An 18,251-nucleotide genomic window follows, 5' to 3' on the forward strand; every position below is an offset into this window, starting at 1 on the left:
TTAAGATAGGCTATTTTTTTGCAGATTGGAGATCTTCTGCCACATTTACAGATGAATCATGCTCTGCTGGCGGAACAGGCAAAACCTGACGAACATACTCTCCCGGAGCATCATCGAGGACAGGATAACTATCACTGCCGACAGCAAACGGTTCAATTTTTTCCTTCGCACAGAAGCCACACAGCCATTCATTCCAGTGAGTCCACCATGAGCCTTCTTGACGTTGCGCATTTGCCAGCCACTCATCGGCATTTTCTTCCAGCGCGTCATTCAGCCAGAAACCATATTTCTTTTTATCCGGATGATTGATAATACCGGCAATATGCCCGGATTCGCCTAAAACGAACGTTTTATTACCGCCGGTTTTCATCGCACCGTCATAGGTTCCTTGCCACAGCGCAATATGATCCTCTTTGGTTGAAATGAAATAGCTCGGAATCTTAATCTTATCCAGATCGATCCAAACACCACCGACTTTCACGCCTTTATCCTGAATCAGTTTGTTCTCCAGATAGAGATCTCTGAGCAAGAAATTGTGGCACGTGGCTGTCACATTAGTGCTGTCACTATTCCAGTACAACAGGTCAAAATCGACCGGACTTGAACCTTTCAGATAGTTATCGACATAGTAGTTCCAATAGAGATTATTCTCCCGCAATAGGCTGAATGTCACACTCAGTGAACGGCCATCCATATAACCACGAGATAAATTTTGCATCTCAATCGCACTAATCACAGGATCATTGATATACGCACCCACTTCACCCGGCTGTGAGAAATCCAGCAAAGTGGTAAAGAAAGATGCAGATTTAATCCGTTTTTTCATGCGTTTCGCAGCATAATAAGCAATCGTAGTTGCCAGCAAAGTACCGCCAATACAATAGCCTGCCGCATTGATCTGTTCCTGCCCGGTAATCTCTTCCACGACAGAAACAGCTTTCACAACGCCATCGATAACATAGCTTTCATACCCCAATTCGGCATGTTCTCTGCCCGGATTTCGCCAAGACATCATAAAGACACTATGGCCTTGTTCCAGCAGCCAACGAACCATGGAGTTCTTTTCGCGGAGATCGAGAATGTAATATTTATTAATAAATGGCGGCACAATCAGCAACGGTGTACTGTAGACTTGTTCAGTCATCGGTGTGTACTGAATCAGTTCAAACAACTCGTTTCTGAAGACGACTTTACCCGGTGTTGTTGCAACATTTTGACCGACCCGGAATGCATTGTTATTGGTCATCCGAATTTTCAAAATATCGGCACTGGAGGCAACATCCTCTTTCAGTGCTTCCATGCCATCAACCAAATTCTGTCCGTTAGACTCAAGTGTCAACTTCAATAATTCTGGGTTTGTCGCGATAAAGTTGCTGGGTGACATCGCATTGATTGTCTGACGTGAAAAGAAGCGTAAGCGTTCTTTCGCTTTGTCATCCAAGCCTTCAATAGCGTCAATTGTGTCGAGGTATGTTTTGCCAAACAATAAATAGGATTGCATGATAAAGTTGTACATGGCGTCATCTCTCCATGACTCATCCGCAAAGCGCTTATCGCCATGCTCAACTTCAATCAGCAAGTCTTTATTACCGGCAAGGGCAACATTTTGCCAAATTTCCAACTGCTTTTGCCACCACGCCATCTGAAGATCGAGTAGTGCAGCCGGTTGGTTGGCAGCCCTTTCAAAAAGTTTTGCAGTATCCTCAAAATTCACTTCCTGCATCGCTTTATTCAAGGGCGAACGAAAGACTTCCTGTTGTGTTTCAAAATCAGTCCACCATTTTTGATTGGTTTCCTGAATTTTCATCAGGTAGTCTGAGAAGAAGTGTTGAATCATAACCTACTCCCTAGTTCAGAAAAAAGCCGCCCGCAAAGGCGGCCAAAAGACATGGAGTTACGCAGGAGTGACTGTTGAAATGTTTTCTGAAGTTAATTTCTCAACATCATCTTTAAACTCTTTGGCAATCGCCTGAAGCTTATTACTGTCATCAACCATTTGTTGTGACAGTTTAGATAGCGCACCCATTTGCTGAGTGTTGAAAGCAGTTAAAGAAGCGACATCTTTCACGTCACCCGCGGCTTTCATCTGAGCAAGACCAATATCACTGTAGGTTTTCATTGAGTTCAACTGAAGCTGAGTCAATACTTCAACGTTTTTAGTCAGTAATTTGTTGAATTTAAAATAAGGTTCTAATGTTTTTTCTGTTTGATCAGTAAATGATTTAAAGAAGTCCGTATACATATTTTCATCTCCAATTGTGGGTCAAATCTTCATTTTTATTTAGCCAACGGCCTTCACTATGACAGCGGTTCCCATTCCTCCGCCGATACATAATGAAGCCACCCCATACTGGTCACCTCTCCGCTTCAATTCGTGGATAAGTGTCACCAATATACGGTTTCCAGATGCACCAAGTGGATGACCAAGCGCGATCGCTCCACCGTTTACATTCGCTTTTTGAAGAATTGCTTCTTCAGAAACTGCGTGTTCTCTTGATAAGCCTTTGACAACGCCCAATGCCTGAGCCGCAAATGCTTCATTCAATTCCAGCAGATCCATTTGATCGAGTGTTTTTCCCGCTCGTTTGAGTGCTTTCGCTACCGCAGGAACCGGCCCAAGTCCCATCACTTTCGGATCGACCCCAGCCTGTGCATAGCTAACAATTTCAACCAACGGTGTTAAACCGTATTGCTTGACTGCGCTTTCAGAAGCAACAATCACTGCACTGGCACCATCATTTAAGCCGGATGCATTCCCAGCGGTCACCGTGCCATCTTTCATAAAGGCAGGACGCAGGCGAGCTAAAAGTTCGATGGATGTGTCCGCTTTAGGGTACTCATCAGTGTCGAACATGACGCTATCCCGTTTAACTTTCACTTCAACAGGTACAATTTCATCAACAAACTTCCCAGCCTTAATCGCTGCAACGGCTTTCTGCTGACTACTCAGTGCAAACTGATCTTGTGCTTCCCGGGAGATGCCATATTCTCCGGCAATATTTTCTGCGGTACACCCCATATGATATTGATTAAATATATCCGTCAATCCGTCACGAATTAACAAATCAACCAAGGTCATATCACCCATTTTATGACCGTCACGGATACTGCCCGATAAGGCATAAGGAATTTGAGACATCGACTCAACACCGGCAGCAACCACAACTTGAGCATCTCCACTACGAATGTGGCTGACACCTTCCATCACCGCTTTCATCCCACTCCCACAAACCATATTAATGTTATAAGCGGGTGTAGTTTCAGGAATGCCGGCAAATAATGATGCCTGACGGCCGATACTCATCCCCTGCCCTGCACCAATAACATTCCCCACGATCACTTCATCAACCGCTTCGGGAGCAAGTGATGCTGCACTGAGTACGCCTTGAATTGCTAAGGCCCCAAGATGCCCGGCATCCACACTTTTCAAACTACCACCAAACGAACCGACAGGCGTGCGCTTTGCCGCAACAATAAATACTTTTTCCATGATTTGGCTCCCCGATCAGCTCATGTATAATCCACCGTTGACAGACAATGTTGCCCCTGTGATATAGGCGGCACCATCACTCACTAAAAAGCTGACTGTCTGGGCGATTTCTTCGGGTTTGGCAAGACGTTTCATTGGGACTTGTCCGACGATAGATTCGAGGACTTCAGGCTTCATTTCTTCCACCATGGGCGTAGCTGTATATCCGGGTGCGATGACATTGACTGTCACGCCTGAGCGAGCACCTTCGGCCGCTAAAGCTTTACTAAAACCAATCATACCGGCTTTCGCGGCAGAATAGTTTGTTTGACCAAACTGCCCTTTCAGTCCATTGACTGATGAAATATTAATCACGCGACCATAGCCTTTATCGCACATCGCGCCGAATAAAGGTTGAGTCACATTGAACACACTGTTTAAATTGGTATCAATGACATCCTTCCAGTTTTGGGCGGTCATTTTTTTAAATACACCATCTCGTGTGATACCGGCATTGTTAATGACCACATCGATACTTCCTTCCTCCTCAAGGAGCAACGACAGCCGTTCTGCACACTGCGCTGTATCGGTTACATCCAACTCAAGCAGACGAACCTGATCTTCAGTAAATCCTTTTTCATTAAACCAATCGATAGCACACTGATATGCCCCAGTATAATATGTTGCGACAACACGGAATCCTTCCGCGACGAGTTGACTAGAAATAGCAGAACCAATACCGCCCTTTGAGCCGGTAATCAAAGCGATTCTTTTCATTCAAGACTCCATCCTAAAATAATCAATTCAATATGTTTTATAATGAAAGGTGTCAAAAGAGGAATGGACACCAACCGACGAATGTTAAAATAATGTAAAAACTTCAAAGCCTTTGAAATCAAATAAAATTATTTTCTTCACTATTTAAGCTAATATAAGCTTCCAACTTTTCAAATAAATATGAGAATAAATTTGCCAACACTGACGAAGGTCACAAAAATTGATATCATTATTATATTGAATTATCAATTAAATGTAACTAGTTGATTTTAAATGGTAATTTATGAGGTTATTTTTTATTTTCTATTGAGATATACAGTACAATCAATGGGTTAAATATGAAATAAAATAAATAATCAATAAAACAAAATTATCATAAATAGAAATTAATCCGTATTTTCTATTCTCAATATAATTATTGAGTTTGATATAAATGAAATTGAATTCAACCTTTATTTAATATTTCATTTACTAATAAAATATTTCTCCGCTATCAGCATCAAAATAAATTTTATCGATTGATTTTAGACCACCACAATAAATGAAATAGACATGGCGTTCTTGGTAACGAACAGAACGAACCCAACCTTTTAGCTCGTCAAAATCTTCCGGTGCGCACATTTTTTCATCGATTAATTGTCCGGTGATTTGTATAAATTTTTCTTTGTAAATCAGTAAATCATCTGATTTGTTAATATAACTCATCAGAATCTCTTCTTTTTCTTCTTTGGAAATCACAGGAGCCTGCTCACTCAACTGATCCATCGCCACCCATTCTGCGATTTCCGGTCCACCTTGTTGATAGACAAAATATCTGGAAATCCTTCCCCAGCCCTGCTTTTGCTCCAACACGGTAACCGGATCCCCTTTGTACAAATATCGCACAGGAAAGGACTCTGAATCGGGAGCATTTCTGATCGCCAATTTATGTTCATTCACATAGAAATGCGTATTGACTTTGACCTCAGCCGTTTCATCAGGTTGCTCTGTCGAAGCGTTCGCTAATACCGGTTTTTTCTTCTTCTTTGCTGAACCTTGCTCGGCTGCATCTTGTTCCGGTTTCATGTAAAACAGATAGTACCCCGCACCGGCACCACCGATACCCAGCAATAAGATCAAAATCATCAATACTTTTTTCATATAATCAGAGCCTCTTTGTATATACTTTGTTATCGGCAACGGTGTGATTCACTTAACAATAACCTGCATCGATTGTAGCGTATAAAAACTGACGTAAAAACCACATGCTTTCACGTTATGAGTTGCACCAAAATTGCTCATTCAGACTCATTCTATGCACCAATGTTTATCATCTGAGATCATCGATGAATCTGAATCACTGAGCATAGAAGCACTTAACTTGTTGGCTTGAAACTTGTACTGCTCACTACAATTGAAATGAATTGCACATATATAGGGAGATAATAAAGATGCAAGAAACACTGACAGTTGTGCTTGCTGGTGGCATCGGCTCACGTCTTTCACCATTAACGGATCACCGGGCGAAACCGGCTGTTCCTTTTGGTGGTAAATATCGCATTATTGATTTTACCCTCACCAACTGCCTGCATTCCGGCTTAAGACGGATTCTGGTACTTACCCAATATAAATCTCACTCTCTGCAGAAACATCTCCGGGATGGATGGTCCATATTCAACCCAGAATTGGGAGAGTACATTACCGCAGTACCACCTCAGATGAGAAAAGGCGGCAAATGGTATGAAGGGACTGCTGATGCCATTTTCCATAATCTGTGGCTACTTTCGAGAAGCGATGCAAAGTATGTCGTGGTTCTATCCGGTGACCATATTTACAAGATGGACTATGCGGCAATGTTAGAAGAGCATATTGCCAATCAGGCAAAACTTACCATTGCCTGTATGGATATTCCCCGGAACGAGGCGAGTTCATTTGGGGTTATCTGTACCGATGATGACAACGCTAAAATTACGGGATTCATTGAAAAACCGCTCGATCCACCGGCAATGCTCACGAAACCTGAGCGTAGTCTCGTATCGATGGGCGTCTATATTTTCAATATGGATGTCCTGCAAGAAGCATTAGTTGATGATTCTGAGAGAGAGCATTCAAGTCATGATTTCGGTAAAGATGTCATTCCCGAACTGATTAAAACCAACGCTGTATTCGCTTATAACTTCTATGGTGACAAAGGGCGGGTCGCCAAAGACTGCTACTGGCGAGATGTCGGTACGATCGACTCCTATTACGAAGCCAACATGGATCTGCTGGAGCCAATCCCACCGATGAACATTTACCAGAAAAATTGGTCTATCCGCACTTATGAACCGCAGTATCCACCCGCCCGAACCGTTTCATCGGCAACCGGAAATGAAGGTATCTTTATCAATTCGATGATCGCCAACGGTGTGATCAATTCAGGTGGGTCTGTACAGCACTCTATTATCTCTTCCAATGTTCGAATCAATGACAGTGCCACTATTGTAGATAGTATTATTTTCGATGATGTCGAAGTCGGAGAAGGATGCCAGTTGGTCAATTGCATCATCGATAAACATGTCCACATTCCCCCTTACACTCAAATCGGGGTTGATCCCGTTCAGGACAAAAAACGCTTCCAGATGTCAGAAAAGGGCATCGTTGTCGTTCCGGAAAGCTACCACTTCACCAACTAACCCCACTTTCAAACCTCACAGCATAAAAAAAACCGTATTTCGAAAGAAATACGGTCAAATCTTCAATCGTATACTCTCTCAAAAGGAACATCATTAGGGGGTAGCCTTTAAGAGAACGCGGATCAATACGCATGAGTATGGAATATTTTCGCTCGGGGAAAAACAGTAAAAACCCTCTCCGTTCAATTCCCCTTTTACAATGTACTGGTTTCATTCCATTTTCTTAAAAGAGGATAAATCATCCCTCAATTATCAATAAAAATAATTGATTTATATAGAATATTTCGTATATAAAATGATCTGATGTAATGACTTCAAGACAAACCTACGACGAGAGTCATCCATGAGCATGGAGCAAAATTAATGCAAACGATTCAACGCAGATTATCGGAAAAGAAACATATTGCCCTTGTGGCCCACGATCACCGCAAGGCTGACCTACTCGCATGGACCAAGCAAAACCAAGCACAACTCGCCAATCATACGCTTTACGCGACCGGCACAACGGGTCATCTTCTCAGTCAGGAGACCGGCCTTGAGATCATTCAAATGATTAGTGGTCCAATGGGCGGAGATCAGCAGATTGGTGCTCTAATTTCTGAATGTAAAATCGATGTTCTCGTCTTTTTCTGGGATCCGCTCAACGCCGTACCGCATGATCCAGACGTCAAGGCACTCCTGCGAATCGCCAGCGTGTGGAATATTCCGATGGCACTCAATCGTGCCACGGCCGATTTCATTTTTTCATCCGCGTTGATAGCACAGAGTACCGATATCGAAATCCCTGACTATCAGTCCTATATCAATGCTCGAAAAATACTATAAGACGCTGAATTTATATTTTAGAAACCGCGTATGGCCCTTCAAGCAGTTCTTTGACGAAGGAGGAACCGCCTGCATTGTAGGCGACCCAGACTTTTTCTCTTGCCCGGGTCATCGCAACATAAAATAAACGACGCTCTTCTGCATTCGGGAAAGTCTCATCTGATAGTGTCAATACATCATCCAAGTGCAAGGTTTTCGTTTTGGTCGGAAATTGCCCTTCATCCACATTCACAATGATGACAAAATCGGCTTCTTTGCCCTTACTGGCGTGACATGTCATGAACTGAATATCGAGATGACGATATTGCTTCTGCCATGCGGCCAGCAATTGTGGTTTGTGATAGTGATTTCTGCCAAGAATCAATAGTGATTTGACTTCATTCTTGGCTGAATTCTTGCGATTCAGTTGCTCGATAATCTTCTCGATCCGTGATTGGGGAAGTAATGCTACTGCATTGTTTTTCTGTATTTTCAGACTATTGAGCGACTTCGGTATCTGCTGTGGATTCGCCTGTACGAAGGTATTTGCCACTTCTGCCAGTCGGTTATTAAACCGATAAGTGGTATCGAGATGTGTCACGGTCGAGGCAGGGAAACGCTGCTTGAAGCCCGTGGTTAAATCAACATCGGAACCGGCAAACTGATAAATTGATTGCCAGTCATCTCCAACGGCAAAGAGATTCCCGTTTGCTGGATGTTGTTTGCAGAGTGCCTCCAGTAACGCGAGACGCGGTGGCGAAATATCCTGATATTCATCGACCATGATAAACGCCCAACGAGATTGATATTTTTTCTTTCTGACATAAGCCGTTGCCCGACTGATCATCAGATTAAAATCCAGTTGTCCCTGCGTCTTCAGCATCTCATTCCAAGCCTGATAACATGGCCAGCATAATGCAAGCTCACTGTTCAGACGCGGATAATCTTCTCGCTCGACAATTTTTTGCTGAATCTCTTTTTTACTGAAGCCCAACAACGAAAGTTGTTCGACCTGCTGAGTCAGCCAAGAAATCAATTTAGGGTTTTCAACATGACTGCCCAGCTCTTCATCCCCTTTGATATAAGCAATCGGCCACTGATTTAAATGTTTCTGCCACCGTTTAAAGTTTGTCGGTGTCATCCAGTGTTTTTTGAGCCAGTCGGTCATCCAAGCTTCTTTGAGCTTGGCTTCGCCAACAATCGGGGACAGTTGCACATCTTGCCCTTCAACCTCATGAATAATCCGTAACCCAAGCTGATGAAACGTATTCACTGTGACATGTTCCGCTGCGGGCCCCACACGGTCTTTCAATCGTTGTTCCATCTCCAATGCCGCATCTTTGCCGAATGAAAGCAACAGGATTTGCGACGCCTCGGCCAACCCACTTTCAATTAAATAGGCAACCCGGGCAGAGAGTACGCTGGTTTTCCCCGAGCCGGCACCGGCTAATACCAAATTGTAATCATCATTCAAAAGAACGGCGGACTGCTGCGATGGATTTAAAGGCGAGGATTCCAGTGCTTTGAACAACGAATCCCAACGCTCACGCTCGGCCTCAATCCATGCTTCATTACGTTGTGACAACATCACTGAAGGTTGATGGTACCATGCACCAATTTCTGAAATCAGCCCGGGGGCCCGCTGCTCAATCTCATCGAGAGACATCCCCAATGCTGTCAAATCACGACTCACCTGACGGTGCCATTCTCGGATCTTGGAATGAGCAAGAAAAACAGGTTCATTCTGGCGCTGATTCAGCGCCTGCTGCCAAGCCGGTAAGTAGGTGGAAAGCTGAGCACACTGTAATTGATGCCATTGACGATAGGCTGCCACCGCTTTATCAGCAAACTTCCGGCACTGGGGCCAAGGTAACCCCCGGATTAACCAACTATAACGCTGGCCATCATGCTCATGGGCAAAAAACTCAAGTTCTCCCCACATAATCCCGCGCCGGACACGTACCGAACCATCCCAAACTGCAAATGGAATTCTTTCTTCTGCGGCACTAGAACGGATGATAAGTTTCTCGCCATCAATCGCGACTTGGTAAAACTCATCATTCATAAAATATTTTGCAGTATTACTGGCTTTCAGCTGCATCAGTTATGCTCATTGACTTGAAGTTCAACGTATAAATTCAGTTACACGCGTAAGAATATCTGAAGTATGCCCTCAGTGCAGTTTAAATCCTGCCCAAAGGTAACGTGGGTCTATTTATATATAAAATAGTCATTTATCTCAACGATTCTGAGGCATCATTCCGACATCATTGTTTGACTGACATTCACAGACGCAACAAATATCCACAGATGCAACAAATATCACAACCGGATAGGTTGATACGTCAGCAGCCTGTCATTTCCCGACGGGGAGAATTGCACCTCATTTTTATGCCTGCGGGCGAAAAGACGGATAAAAGTTCAATACGTTACAGTACAGTTCTGATATCATTCACTATAGTGGCACAACATGAATAAAATGGTTGAAATCCTGTGAAATTCCTCAGTCAGATTCGTGGTTATTGGGCGAATAAAACGTTCCATTATTCTGTCTTAATTTTAATTGCGCTGTTAGGTGTGGCATTGCCGACTTGGCATTATCAACTATCAACTTGGATCACCCCGCTGATTCTGGGGATTATTGCGGCAGCACTGACAGAACAGGATGACAGCATTACCGGCAGACTTAAGACTATCGGTCTGGCTCTGATCTGTTTTGCCATTGCGACATTTTCGATTGAAATTCTGTTTCATCATCCCGTTTTATTCGCTATCGGTCTGTCCATCTCCACATTTGGTTTCATTATGCTTGGCGCGATCAGCTCTCGTTATGCCAGCATTGCATTCGGCTCACTGTTGATAGCCGTATATACCATGATTGGTGAACACCAGAGTCCCGGATTCTGGTTTCAACCGACGTTACTGCTTGCCGGTGCGTTATGGTATTTCCTCATCTCAATTGTATGGCTGGTTCTATTTCCGAACCGTCCGGTACAACATAATCTCGCGGTCGTCTTTCTCAATCTGGCTGATTACTTTGCGCTGAAAAGCGAACTGTTTCATCCGGTTTCACAGGTGCAGATCCAACCCTACCGGATCCGTGAAGCCAACTTCAACGCACAGATTGTCACAGCATTAAATCAATGTAAGGCAACATTACTTTCCTATAGCAAGAAAGGTCAGATTCATACCACCAGTCATCATTTTTTGAACACTTACTTTCTCGCGCAGGATATTCATGAGCGTATCAGTTCAACACACTCGCGATATCAGGAGCTTGCGGAACATTTCGGGCGCAGTGATATTCTTTTCCGTTTCCGGCATCTGTTAGAAACTCAGGCTCAAGCATGCCGGGAAATCGCAACAAGCATCAAAGAAAACCGTGAATATCAACATCCGAACGCATCCGCTCTGGCACTGGATGAACTGCTCCTCTCGATGCAGTATTTACACACACATTCCCAACCTGAGTGGAAATCGTTATTTGCCCAGCTCAATTATCTGTTTAACAATCTGTCAACTATCGAAAAACAGCTATGTAATATCGGTCATCCAGAAAGTCATCAGTTTGATGAAACCCAACTTTCAGATACCAACCCTTATGGTTTGAAAAGTATGTGGCAGCGAGTCTGGAATAACATGAACCGGGACTCACTATTGTTTCGTCATGCCATCCGGATGTCCGTGACATTCACAACCGGCTATGCCATTTTGCAAACGCTTGATCTGGAACTGGGATACTGGATCCTCCTCACAACACTGTTTGTCTGTCAGCCCAATTTCTCCTCAACCCGGCAAAGAATTACGCTCCGTGTTATCGGGACAATTTCCGGGTTATTTATCGGTGTTTTACTGCTCACGTTGTTCCCCTCACAAGCAAGCCAAATCGCCATAATCGTTATTTCCGGGGTGATGTTTTTTGCATTCCGGAACAATAATTACGGCTATGCGACCGGATTTATCACTGTCTTGGTACTCTTTTGTTTCAATCAGATGGGTGCCGGATATGCGGTGGTTCTGCCGCGTTTGCTCGATACACTCATTGGATGTGGTCTTGCTGTGCTTGCGGTGTCTTTCATTCTACCGGACTGGCACGCGAAAAGGCTGCACCGAGTCATGGCTGAAGCAATTCGGAGTAATAAAAATTATCTGGATCAGATGATGGTTCAATACCGTATCGGCAAGAAAGATAGCTTGAGTTATCGTGTCGCCAGGAGAGAAGCACATGATCAGGATGCTGCCCTCACCACCACAATCAATAATATGCTGTCTGAACCGGGCAAATACAGAAAAGCAGAAGAAGACTGTTTCCGCTTTTTGACCTTAAATCATGCACTGCTCAGCTACATTTCAACCATCGGAGCGCACCGGACACAACTGGGGGACGAATCGGTTCTCTATTTGGTGCTTAACGGGCACCGTGTCATTCACCAACATCTGCAACAACTCCACGAACAACTGGAACATCACCAAAACAGTGGTGATATCAGTCAGACTGAAGACGCAGGATTAGAAAAACAACTGGCAGAATGGCATGAGGAAGACAAAGGATCAGCTCGTTTGGTGCTGCAACAACTGCACCTGATTTACCGGATTATTCCTGAATTACACTCACTGGCCAACAAGCTGGCTGCCCGAGTCGAACAGGAATAATGCAGAGGTAACCCCGCCCGGCGACTTGTTCTTGGTCTAAACAAGGCCTGAATGAGAAACTGCTGCCCGATTCAATTTGCATCACGCATCCATATCAGTCGTGCCAAAACGGATATTTCATTGCAAAAATCAACGATTCAGTGCAGCATTCTTGCTTTTGTCTGACATTACACGGACAAAAGCATCCGTCGAAATACTTATACTTTAAAACTGAGCCGTACAAGAAACATACAAAACCAGAACATCGTAGCCTTACTTATTAATTAAGTGATGGAGAATTGGAGCATAACGATGCGGGCACAACTCAGTCATAGTCACCATTATTTCCCGGTATCCGAACCGAATTTGTCAAGCTGCCAGTTTGAATCATTGAAAGCGCAACTCAAACAGTTGACGCCAGCGCAGTTACGTAGCCTTCAGAGCGAAATCGACGCAAACTTATCTTCGGAAAGTTCAGCACTTCTGACTCACGAAGAGTTGGATGTGATCTCCAGCCTGTTTTAAGGGGCTACCTGTCGTGCGTCAGTTTACTTACACTTATCGCGTTCAAGAAAAACGCGATCAAGAAAAAAATGTACCTGAGTCATATTTTGGCTATAATATAACCACGACCAAGGGAGTTTTTATGTCTGTATCTGCGCTTCAATCCGGTTACCAAATGATCGATCATGCGACTCAAATGACCAATGAGGCAAGTCGTGATATTAACCGTGCGACACGACATCGCTCTGATGAACAAATGCAGCAAGAACCACGTGCGGTCGATTCTGCACTCGCTCCCCAGCAAAATACCATTCGTCAACAAAAAGAAATTGCCGACAAAAACCCGGATCAAACCCAAGTTGATGCCTTAATTAAACTCAATCAAGCGACACAATATAACCGTGTTGGCGCCAACGTGATTCAGCGTGAACAGGACATGATCGGCTCTTTACTCGATATTCAAGTCTGATTGCGACACTGACTGACAGTCATCCCCATAAAATCGCGATAGCTCGGAATACTCGCTTATTTTGATAGTTCCGGCCACAGCAATGCCAGATCAAGATGCGTTTCAATTGCATCAGCAACCCGATTAAGAGCATCTTCTTTCCGCTGTATGTGATCAAGCGTTTGGAGCTCTCCGCTACCGGCCCATTGACACAAACATTGCATCACTTCTGTCTGATCAAAAATACCATGCAGATAAGTTCCGAATACCTGATTCGCCTGATCCATCAGGCCATCTTCCCGACCATCCTGTAACTGAATCACGGCCCGATCACGATTGCCATCCCGCCGATGTGAGTGTCCGGCGTGAATTTCATAACCTTGTACCCGGACATCGTCTCCACCAAAACAGAGTGAGCCTTGCACGTTGGTCAGATGTTTTTGCGCCATCAGTTCAGTATCAATATCGAGTAACCCAAGACCCTGACTCACACCCGATTCCCCTTCAATCCCCAGCGGATCACGCACCGTCTGACCAAGCATCTGGTATCCGCCACAAATACCGATGACTTTTCCGCCATAACGCAGATGCTGCATGATATCTTGATCCCACCCTTGCGCTCTCAAAAACGCAAGATCAGCACGGGTTGATTTACTGCCGGGCAGAATAATCAGATCAGCATCGCGGAGTCTTTCTCCTTTTCTGACATAACGAAACGAAATTTCCGGGTGATAGCGTAAAGCATCAAAATCGGTATGGTTACTGATACGAGAAAATACCGGCACCACCACTTTCAGTTTTTCGTCTCCTTCACGGACTTCAGTCGCAACAATCGCATCTTCAGCTTCAATATCCAATCCATGTAAATAGGGCAGCACCCCAATCACCGGCTTCTGGGTTTTCTGCTCCAACCAGTCAAGTCCTGACTGAAGTAAACGAATATCTCCGCGAAACCGATTGATGACAAAACCGACTACCCGCGCTTGTTCAGACTCGGAAAGCAACGCCAATGTGCCATACAAATGCGCAAAAACACCACCACGATCAATATCTGCCACAATAATAACCGGGACATCGGCCGCTTCAGCAAATCCCATATTGGCAATATCATTTTCACGCAAATTAATTTCGGCCGGGCTGCCTGCCCCTTCAATCATAATACTGTCGTATGTTTTACTGAGATGCTGAAAGGAATCCATCACAACATGCAGCGCGGTCTTCTTATAATCATGGTAACTGTCTGCTTCCATATTGGTAATCGCTTTGCCCTGCAGAATAATCTGAGCCCCGGTATCGGAATTTGGTTTGAGCAGCACTGGGTTCATGTGCACTGAAGGTTCAATCCCTGCTGCGAAAGCCTGAACTGCCTGAGCACGACCGATTTCGCCCCCGTCAGGGGTAACGGCACTATTCAATGCCATATTCTGGGGCTTAAACGGTGCTACCCGAATCCCCCGACGATAAAGAACCCGACACAGACCGGCGACAAGAACACTTTTCCCTGCATCGGAGGTAGTGCCCTGAACCATCAGTGCATTTAACGAAGATTTCATAATCGAGCGACTCCATCGGAAAGAAATAAGCAACTGCCACCATCAGAATTTTGGAATTCACTCAAAGAATCACCACCAGCTGATAGGTAACACTTGAATATCTGTCCTAATCGTTTAAATTAAAAATCAATATATTATACTTCTCTATATACAAAGGGAATCAAACCGATAGGACGTTTTATGTTAAGACAGGCTTTCAGTTTAATCATTACAGGCCTTGCTTTTATCTTTGCACCGCTGGCAGCCCATGCTGCAAATTTTAATTACAACTATCTTGAAGTCCGAGTCGGCGGTGGGCCGGAATCTATCGGTTCTGAATTCAGTATGAGTATCGTGGACAACTTTCATGTGCTCGCCCATGCCGACACCCAGATGGATAGTGATTGGGATCTTGCGAGTGGGATCGGTTTTAACGGCCCGGTGACACAGTTTGCAGATGTGTTCGGTGCCATCTTGTTACACCAAATCAAACGCCCTCAGGATGAAGGTGGTAAGTCCGATACCTTGGGAGAAATCAACATCGGTGGTCGTCTGTGGCTTGGTGATCAACTGGAAGTCTATGGCAAAGTGGGTAAGCTTGATGAACATTCTGTCGTCAGCTTTGGTGCCCGCTTCCACTCGACCGATCAACTCTCTTTGAATATGGGATTTGATAATAACGGTCTTTGGGGACCACGAGCTGTACTCGGGGTTCGCTACGAGTATTAATCACGGTTTACCGGTTTCCAGAACAAGAAACCGGTAAACAATGCACATCAATATCATCAGGGATGACCAATCATCCTCATATAACGCCGCCATTAATGGGATTGAAGTACGCTCGACGTTATCGGTGCCCAATAATTATCTCTGAAATGAACCAGCGCCTTATATAAGTTCTCTTCTCGGATCGGTTTGACCAGTATGTATTCTGCCCCTGCATGTAAGAAATCATTCTTGGTTTTTTCAGTATCATCCGCAGTACACGCATAAATTGGTGTGTCTAGTCTGAGTTGATGTTTCACAAAATCGGTAACTTCAACCCCATCCATACCTGGCAACTGGTTATCCATCAAAACTAAATCAAAGCCTATTTTTTTCAGTGTTTCAACGGCAACCTTGCCATCTTCAACCCATGTCACCCGTAGGCCGAAACGGTCACAAAATGCCTTCGCGATATAGGCATTAGTTTTGTTATCTTCAACTAATAGTACGTGAGGAGATTGCTCAAATAGTTGACCAGAGACCTCCTGTTCAACCGTTTCTTGCGTTTGTTTAACATGGTATTGCTCAACTTCAATCGGAATTGTGAACTCGAAGCAGCTTCCCTTGCCGACCTGAGACGAGACCGACACGGTTCCCCCCATGAGTTCCACCAAATTTTTCACAATCGATAGCCCTAAACCACTCCCGCCAAATTCGCGACTCGATGTCGTTCCGCCTTGAATAAAAGGTTCAAAGATTAACGAAAGATCATCATGTCCAATGCCAATACCGGTATCGGAGATAGAAACATGAAACATCGCGCCATCTTCTGAATGGTTTAAATTGATCAGGACACAAATCTCACCTTCACGGGTAAATTTAATCGCGTTATTCAGCAAATTAAAGATGATTTGATTCAGACGGATTTGATCAATGACAACGATGGTATCTTCCTGAATATTAGTCATCACATCCAGCTCAAGTTCCTTTTCCTGACATAGCGGTTGATAAATCCGTTCGATGACTCGAACTGTCTCAATCAAGTGGAAATGAACCGGATTCAGTTTGAACTTATTCTGCTCAATTTTGGAGAAGTCCAAAATATCATTTAAAACAGCAAGCAGATGTTCGCTACACAGGCTGAGTACACCGACCTGTTCACGCTGTTTTTCGTCTGTCACACTCTCTTTCAATAACTGTGATACCCCTAAAATCCCATTCAAAGGTGTTCTGACCTCATGACTCATCCGAGCCAGAAAATCAGCTCTGGCACCGGCAGCTCTTTCTGCTTCACTGCGCGCCAAATGGCTTTGTTTCTCAGCTTCGGCAATGGTCGTGACATCCTGTCCTTGAGTCAGGACAGACTCAACACGGCCTTCGGTCACAATCGGGGAAATCGTCCAGCGGAATATTTGACCTTCAAACTCAGTCGCGACTTCGTTGAGTGTCTCACCGCTAGACGCCTTTTTGATGCTGGGAATTAATCGTTCTTTCAGTTCATAGAAAGTAGAGACCTGACTCTCTTTGGAAAATTGTTTTACCGCAGCAGGATTCATCCGTAGTAAACGGCCGTCAGCTCCCCATAAAATGGTTGGTGCAATAGAGGAATTGAACAAATTCTCAAATTGCTTTTCTTGTTCAGACAAGCGCTTAAAGGTATGTTCAAGTGCTCGCCCGAATAGGTCAAATTCCTCGATCTTTGAACCATGGAAAACATGCTCGGCTCCACGATCAACAATTGAGCGACTAAACTGGACCAGTTTTTCAATCTCAGCCCGAATTCGCTTATGTAACCACCACCACAAGATGAAAGAGAACAACGCTGTCGCAATCAAAATAAACAAGACACCGTAATAAAAATTACGCTTCAGTTTGACAACATTCTGATTATCCTGAACTGCATACATCATCAGCTGAGTCGGATTTTCATCAACCCTCAGCTTGGTGGTATTGACCGTATAGGACTCAAGTCGATCAGCATGTTGGGGATAAGCGAGCACATCCTGTTCTGAGTATGACTCTTCTCCGTTGAGGGTCGTTGAAAGGACATTGGATCCGATCGCAAGGATCAAATTCTGCGAATTGCTACGGGAGCGAATCTGTTCGATAAGATTATAATTATTATTAATCACAAACATAACGTACAAGTAACCGATCAATTCACCAGAATTACTCACAAGCGGTGTTCTTCTTGCCAAAGCATAAACCGTCTCCAGCAAAGACGGTATTTTCACCAACATCCATGCATTATTCACGGCCATCCGGTGTGAGACGGATTCTAATTCATTCGGCACAATACCGTAGAACTGAGCATTCCCATCATCCCACAGCATATGATTCAACCCGGCAATAAAGCGGACGTCCGGTGTATTATCCGGGTCAAGCTGATCAACGGAACGAAAATATTGATCAATATACTGCGACTTCCCAGAGCTTACCGCATGTAATAAATCAGCGTTTGTCGCACTTCCATCCTGATGAATTTTGAGCAAAGAGAGGCGGAAGTTGACCATGCCCTGAACTAATCCTGAGGTCTGATTTGCCGTCCGTTGCACTTCCTGAGCAATCAACTGACTACTGATCTGATAGTTCTGAAACAGAACACTAAATGTCAGAATGACAATGATAATTGTAATCGCCCGAGTAAAATAGGTTGCTATTTTCTGTTTCTGGCGAATAGGGCTCGGCCTGACGTTCATAAAGCATGGTCTCTTTCTTTATCTATC

At 44.2% G+C, this 18,251-nt stretch carries 14 protein-coding genes; 6 read left to right on the top strand and 8 right to left on the bottom strand.

Annotated features, from left to right (window positions below):
• Positions 1 to 10: 10 nt before the first annotated feature.
• From phaC to AC55NX_RS11790, 5 genes are all read right to left on the bottom strand, one after another.
• Positions 11 to 1,837: a class I poly(R)-hydroxyalkanoic acid synthase gene (phaC, locus tag AC55NX_RS11770; protein ID WP_496995915.1), complete on the bottom strand. Its 1,827-nt coding sequence runs from the start codon at positions 1,835 to 1,837 to the stop codon at positions 11 to 13.
• A 57-nt stretch (positions 1,838 to 1,894) separates the two neighbouring features.
• Positions 1,895 to 2,242, bottom strand: coding sequence for a phasin family protein (locus AC55NX_RS11775; RefSeq protein WP_496995916.1), 348 nt, complete (start codon positions 2,240 to 2,242; stop codon positions 1,895 to 1,897).
• Between the two features lie 39 nt (positions 2,243 to 2,281).
• Positions 2,282 to 3,490 (bottom strand): acetyl-CoA C-acetyltransferase, encoded by a 1,209-nt coding sequence (locus AC55NX_RS11780; RefSeq protein ID WP_496995917.1) that lies wholly within the window; start codon positions 3,488 to 3,490, stop codon positions 2,282 to 2,284.
• Between the two features lie 15 nt (positions 3,491 to 3,505).
• On the bottom strand, positions 3,506 to 4,246 hold the full coding sequence (locus AC55NX_RS11785; RefSeq protein ID WP_496995918.1) for an SDR family oxidoreductase: 741 nt from the start codon (positions 4,244 to 4,246) through the stop codon (positions 3,506 to 3,508).
• A gap of 471 nt (positions 4,247 to 4,717) precedes the next feature.
• Positions 4,718 to 5,386: an SH3 domain-containing protein gene (locus AC55NX_RS11790; protein WP_496995919.1), complete on the bottom strand. Its 669-nt coding sequence runs from the start codon at positions 5,384 to 5,386 to the stop codon at positions 4,718 to 4,720.
• Positions 5,387 to 5,676: 290 nt separating this feature from the next.
• Here AC55NX_RS11790 and glgC point away from each other — a divergent pair, with 290 nt between their 5' ends.
• Both glgC and AC55NX_RS11800 read left to right on the top strand, forming a co-directional pair.
• Positions 5,677 to 6,900 carry a glucose-1-phosphate adenylyltransferase gene (glgC, locus tag AC55NX_RS11795; protein ID WP_496995920.1) on the top strand — a complete coding sequence of 408 codons (1,224 nt, stop codon included), beginning with the start codon at positions 5,677 to 5,679 and terminating at the stop codon, positions 6,898 to 6,900.
• 363 nt (positions 6,901 to 7,263) lie between these two features.
• Positions 7,264 to 7,725, top strand: a complete 462-nt coding sequence (locus tag AC55NX_RS11800; RefSeq protein WP_496995921.1) for a methylglyoxal synthase — start codon at positions 7,264 to 7,266, stop codon at positions 7,723 to 7,725.
• A gap of 10 nt (positions 7,726 to 7,735) precedes the next feature.
• Here the strand turns inward: AC55NX_RS11800 and helD are convergent, their stop codons facing one another.
• Positions 7,736 to 9,805, bottom strand: coding sequence for a DNA helicase IV (helD, locus tag AC55NX_RS11805; RefSeq protein WP_496995922.1), 2,070 nt, complete (start codon positions 9,803 to 9,805; stop codon positions 7,736 to 7,738).
• A 392-nt stretch (positions 9,806 to 10,197) separates the two neighbouring features.
• Between helD and yccS the strand changes: the two genes are divergently transcribed.
• The 3 genes from yccS to AC55NX_RS11820 all read left to right on the top strand — a co-directional run bounded on the left by yccS (position 10,198) and on the right by AC55NX_RS11820 (position 13,309).
• Positions 10,198 to 12,357 carry a YccS family putative transporter gene (gene yccS, locus AC55NX_RS11810; protein ID WP_496995923.1) on the top strand — a complete coding sequence of 720 codons (2,160 nt, stop codon included), beginning with the start codon at positions 10,198 to 10,200 and terminating at the stop codon, positions 12,355 to 12,357.
• A 291-nt stretch (positions 12,358 to 12,648) separates the two neighbouring features.
• On the top strand, positions 12,649 to 12,861 hold the full coding sequence (locus AC55NX_RS11815; RefSeq protein WP_496995924.1) for a hypothetical protein: 213 nt from the start codon (positions 12,649 to 12,651) through the stop codon (positions 12,859 to 12,861).
• Positions 12,862 to 12,982: 121 nt separating this feature from the next.
• Positions 12,983 to 13,309 (top strand): hypothetical protein, encoded by a 327-nt coding sequence (locus AC55NX_RS11820; RefSeq protein WP_496995925.1) that lies wholly within the window; start codon positions 12,983 to 12,985, stop codon positions 13,307 to 13,309.
• A 56-nt stretch (positions 13,310 to 13,365) separates the two neighbouring features.
• Here the strand turns inward: AC55NX_RS11820 and AC55NX_RS11825 are convergent, their stop codons facing one another.
• Positions 13,366 to 14,841, bottom strand: a complete 1,476-nt coding sequence (locus AC55NX_RS11825) for a cobyric acid synthase (RefSeq protein ID WP_496995926.1) — start codon at positions 14,839 to 14,841, stop codon at positions 13,366 to 13,368.
• 180 nt (positions 14,842 to 15,021) lie between these two features.
• Here AC55NX_RS11825 and AC55NX_RS11830 point away from each other — a divergent pair, with 180 nt between their 5' ends.
• Positions 15,022 to 15,549: a hypothetical protein gene (locus AC55NX_RS11830; protein WP_496995927.1), complete on the top strand. Its 528-nt coding sequence runs from the start codon at positions 15,022 to 15,024 to the stop codon at positions 15,547 to 15,549.
• Between the two features lie 92 nt (positions 15,550 to 15,641).
• On the opposite strand, the gene AC55NX_RS11835 is transcribed toward AC55NX_RS11830, so the two are convergent.
• The gene (locus AC55NX_RS11835) at positions 15,642 to 18,224 is read right to left on the bottom strand and encodes a LuxQ periplasmic sensor domain-containing protein (RefSeq protein WP_496995928.1); all 2,583 of its coding nucleotides are present in this window, start codon (positions 18,222 to 18,224) and stop codon (positions 15,642 to 15,644) included.
• Positions 18,225 to 18,251 lie beyond the last annotated feature (27 nt).

This window comes from Vibrio rubrogenes (genome assembly GCF_059641415.1).

Coding starts and splice junctions, on each gene's coding strand:
- phaC (WP_496995915.1), bottom strand. CDS start 1,837: ATGATTCAACACTTCTTCTCAGACTACCTGATGAAAATTCAGGAAACC.
- AC55NX_RS11775 (WP_496995916.1), bottom strand. CDS start 2,242: ATGTATACGGACTTCTTTAAATCATTTACTGATCAAACAGAAAAAACA.
- AC55NX_RS11780 (WP_496995917.1), bottom strand. CDS start 3,490: ATGGAAAAAGTATTTATTGTTGCGGCAAAGCGCACGCCTGTCGGTTCG.
- AC55NX_RS11785 (WP_496995918.1), bottom strand. CDS start 4,246: ATGAAAAGAATCGCTTTGATTACCGGCTCAAAGGGCGGTATTGGTTCT.
- AC55NX_RS11790 (WP_496995919.1), bottom strand. CDS start 5,386: ATGAAAAAAGTATTGATGATTTTGATCTTATTGCTGGGTATCGGTGGT.
- glgC (WP_496995920.1), top strand. CDS start 5,677: ATGCAAGAAACACTGACAGTTGTGCTTGCTGGTGGCATCGGCTCACGT.
- AC55NX_RS11800 (WP_496995921.1), top strand. CDS start 7,264: ATGCAAACGATTCAACGCAGATTATCGGAAAAGAAACATATTGCCCTT.
- helD (WP_496995922.1), bottom strand. CDS start 9,805: ATGCAGCTGAAAGCCAGTAATACTGCAAAATATTTTATGAATGATGAG.
- AC55NX_RS11815 (WP_496995924.1), top strand. CDS start 12,649: ATGCGGGCACAACTCAGTCATAGTCACCATTATTTCCCGGTATCCGAA.
- AC55NX_RS11820 (WP_496995925.1), top strand. CDS start 12,983: ATGTCTGTATCTGCGCTTCAATCCGGTTACCAAATGATCGATCATGCG.
- AC55NX_RS11825 (WP_496995926.1), bottom strand. CDS start 14,841: ATGAAATCTTCGTTAAATGCACTGATGGTTCAGGGCACTACCTCCGAT.
- AC55NX_RS11830 (WP_496995927.1), top strand. CDS start 15,022: ATGTTAAGACAGGCTTTCAGTTTAATCATTACAGGCCTTGCTTTTATC.
- AC55NX_RS11835 (WP_496995928.1), bottom strand. CDS start 18,224: ATGAACGTCAGGCCGAGCCCTATTCGCCAGAAACAGAAAATAGCAACC.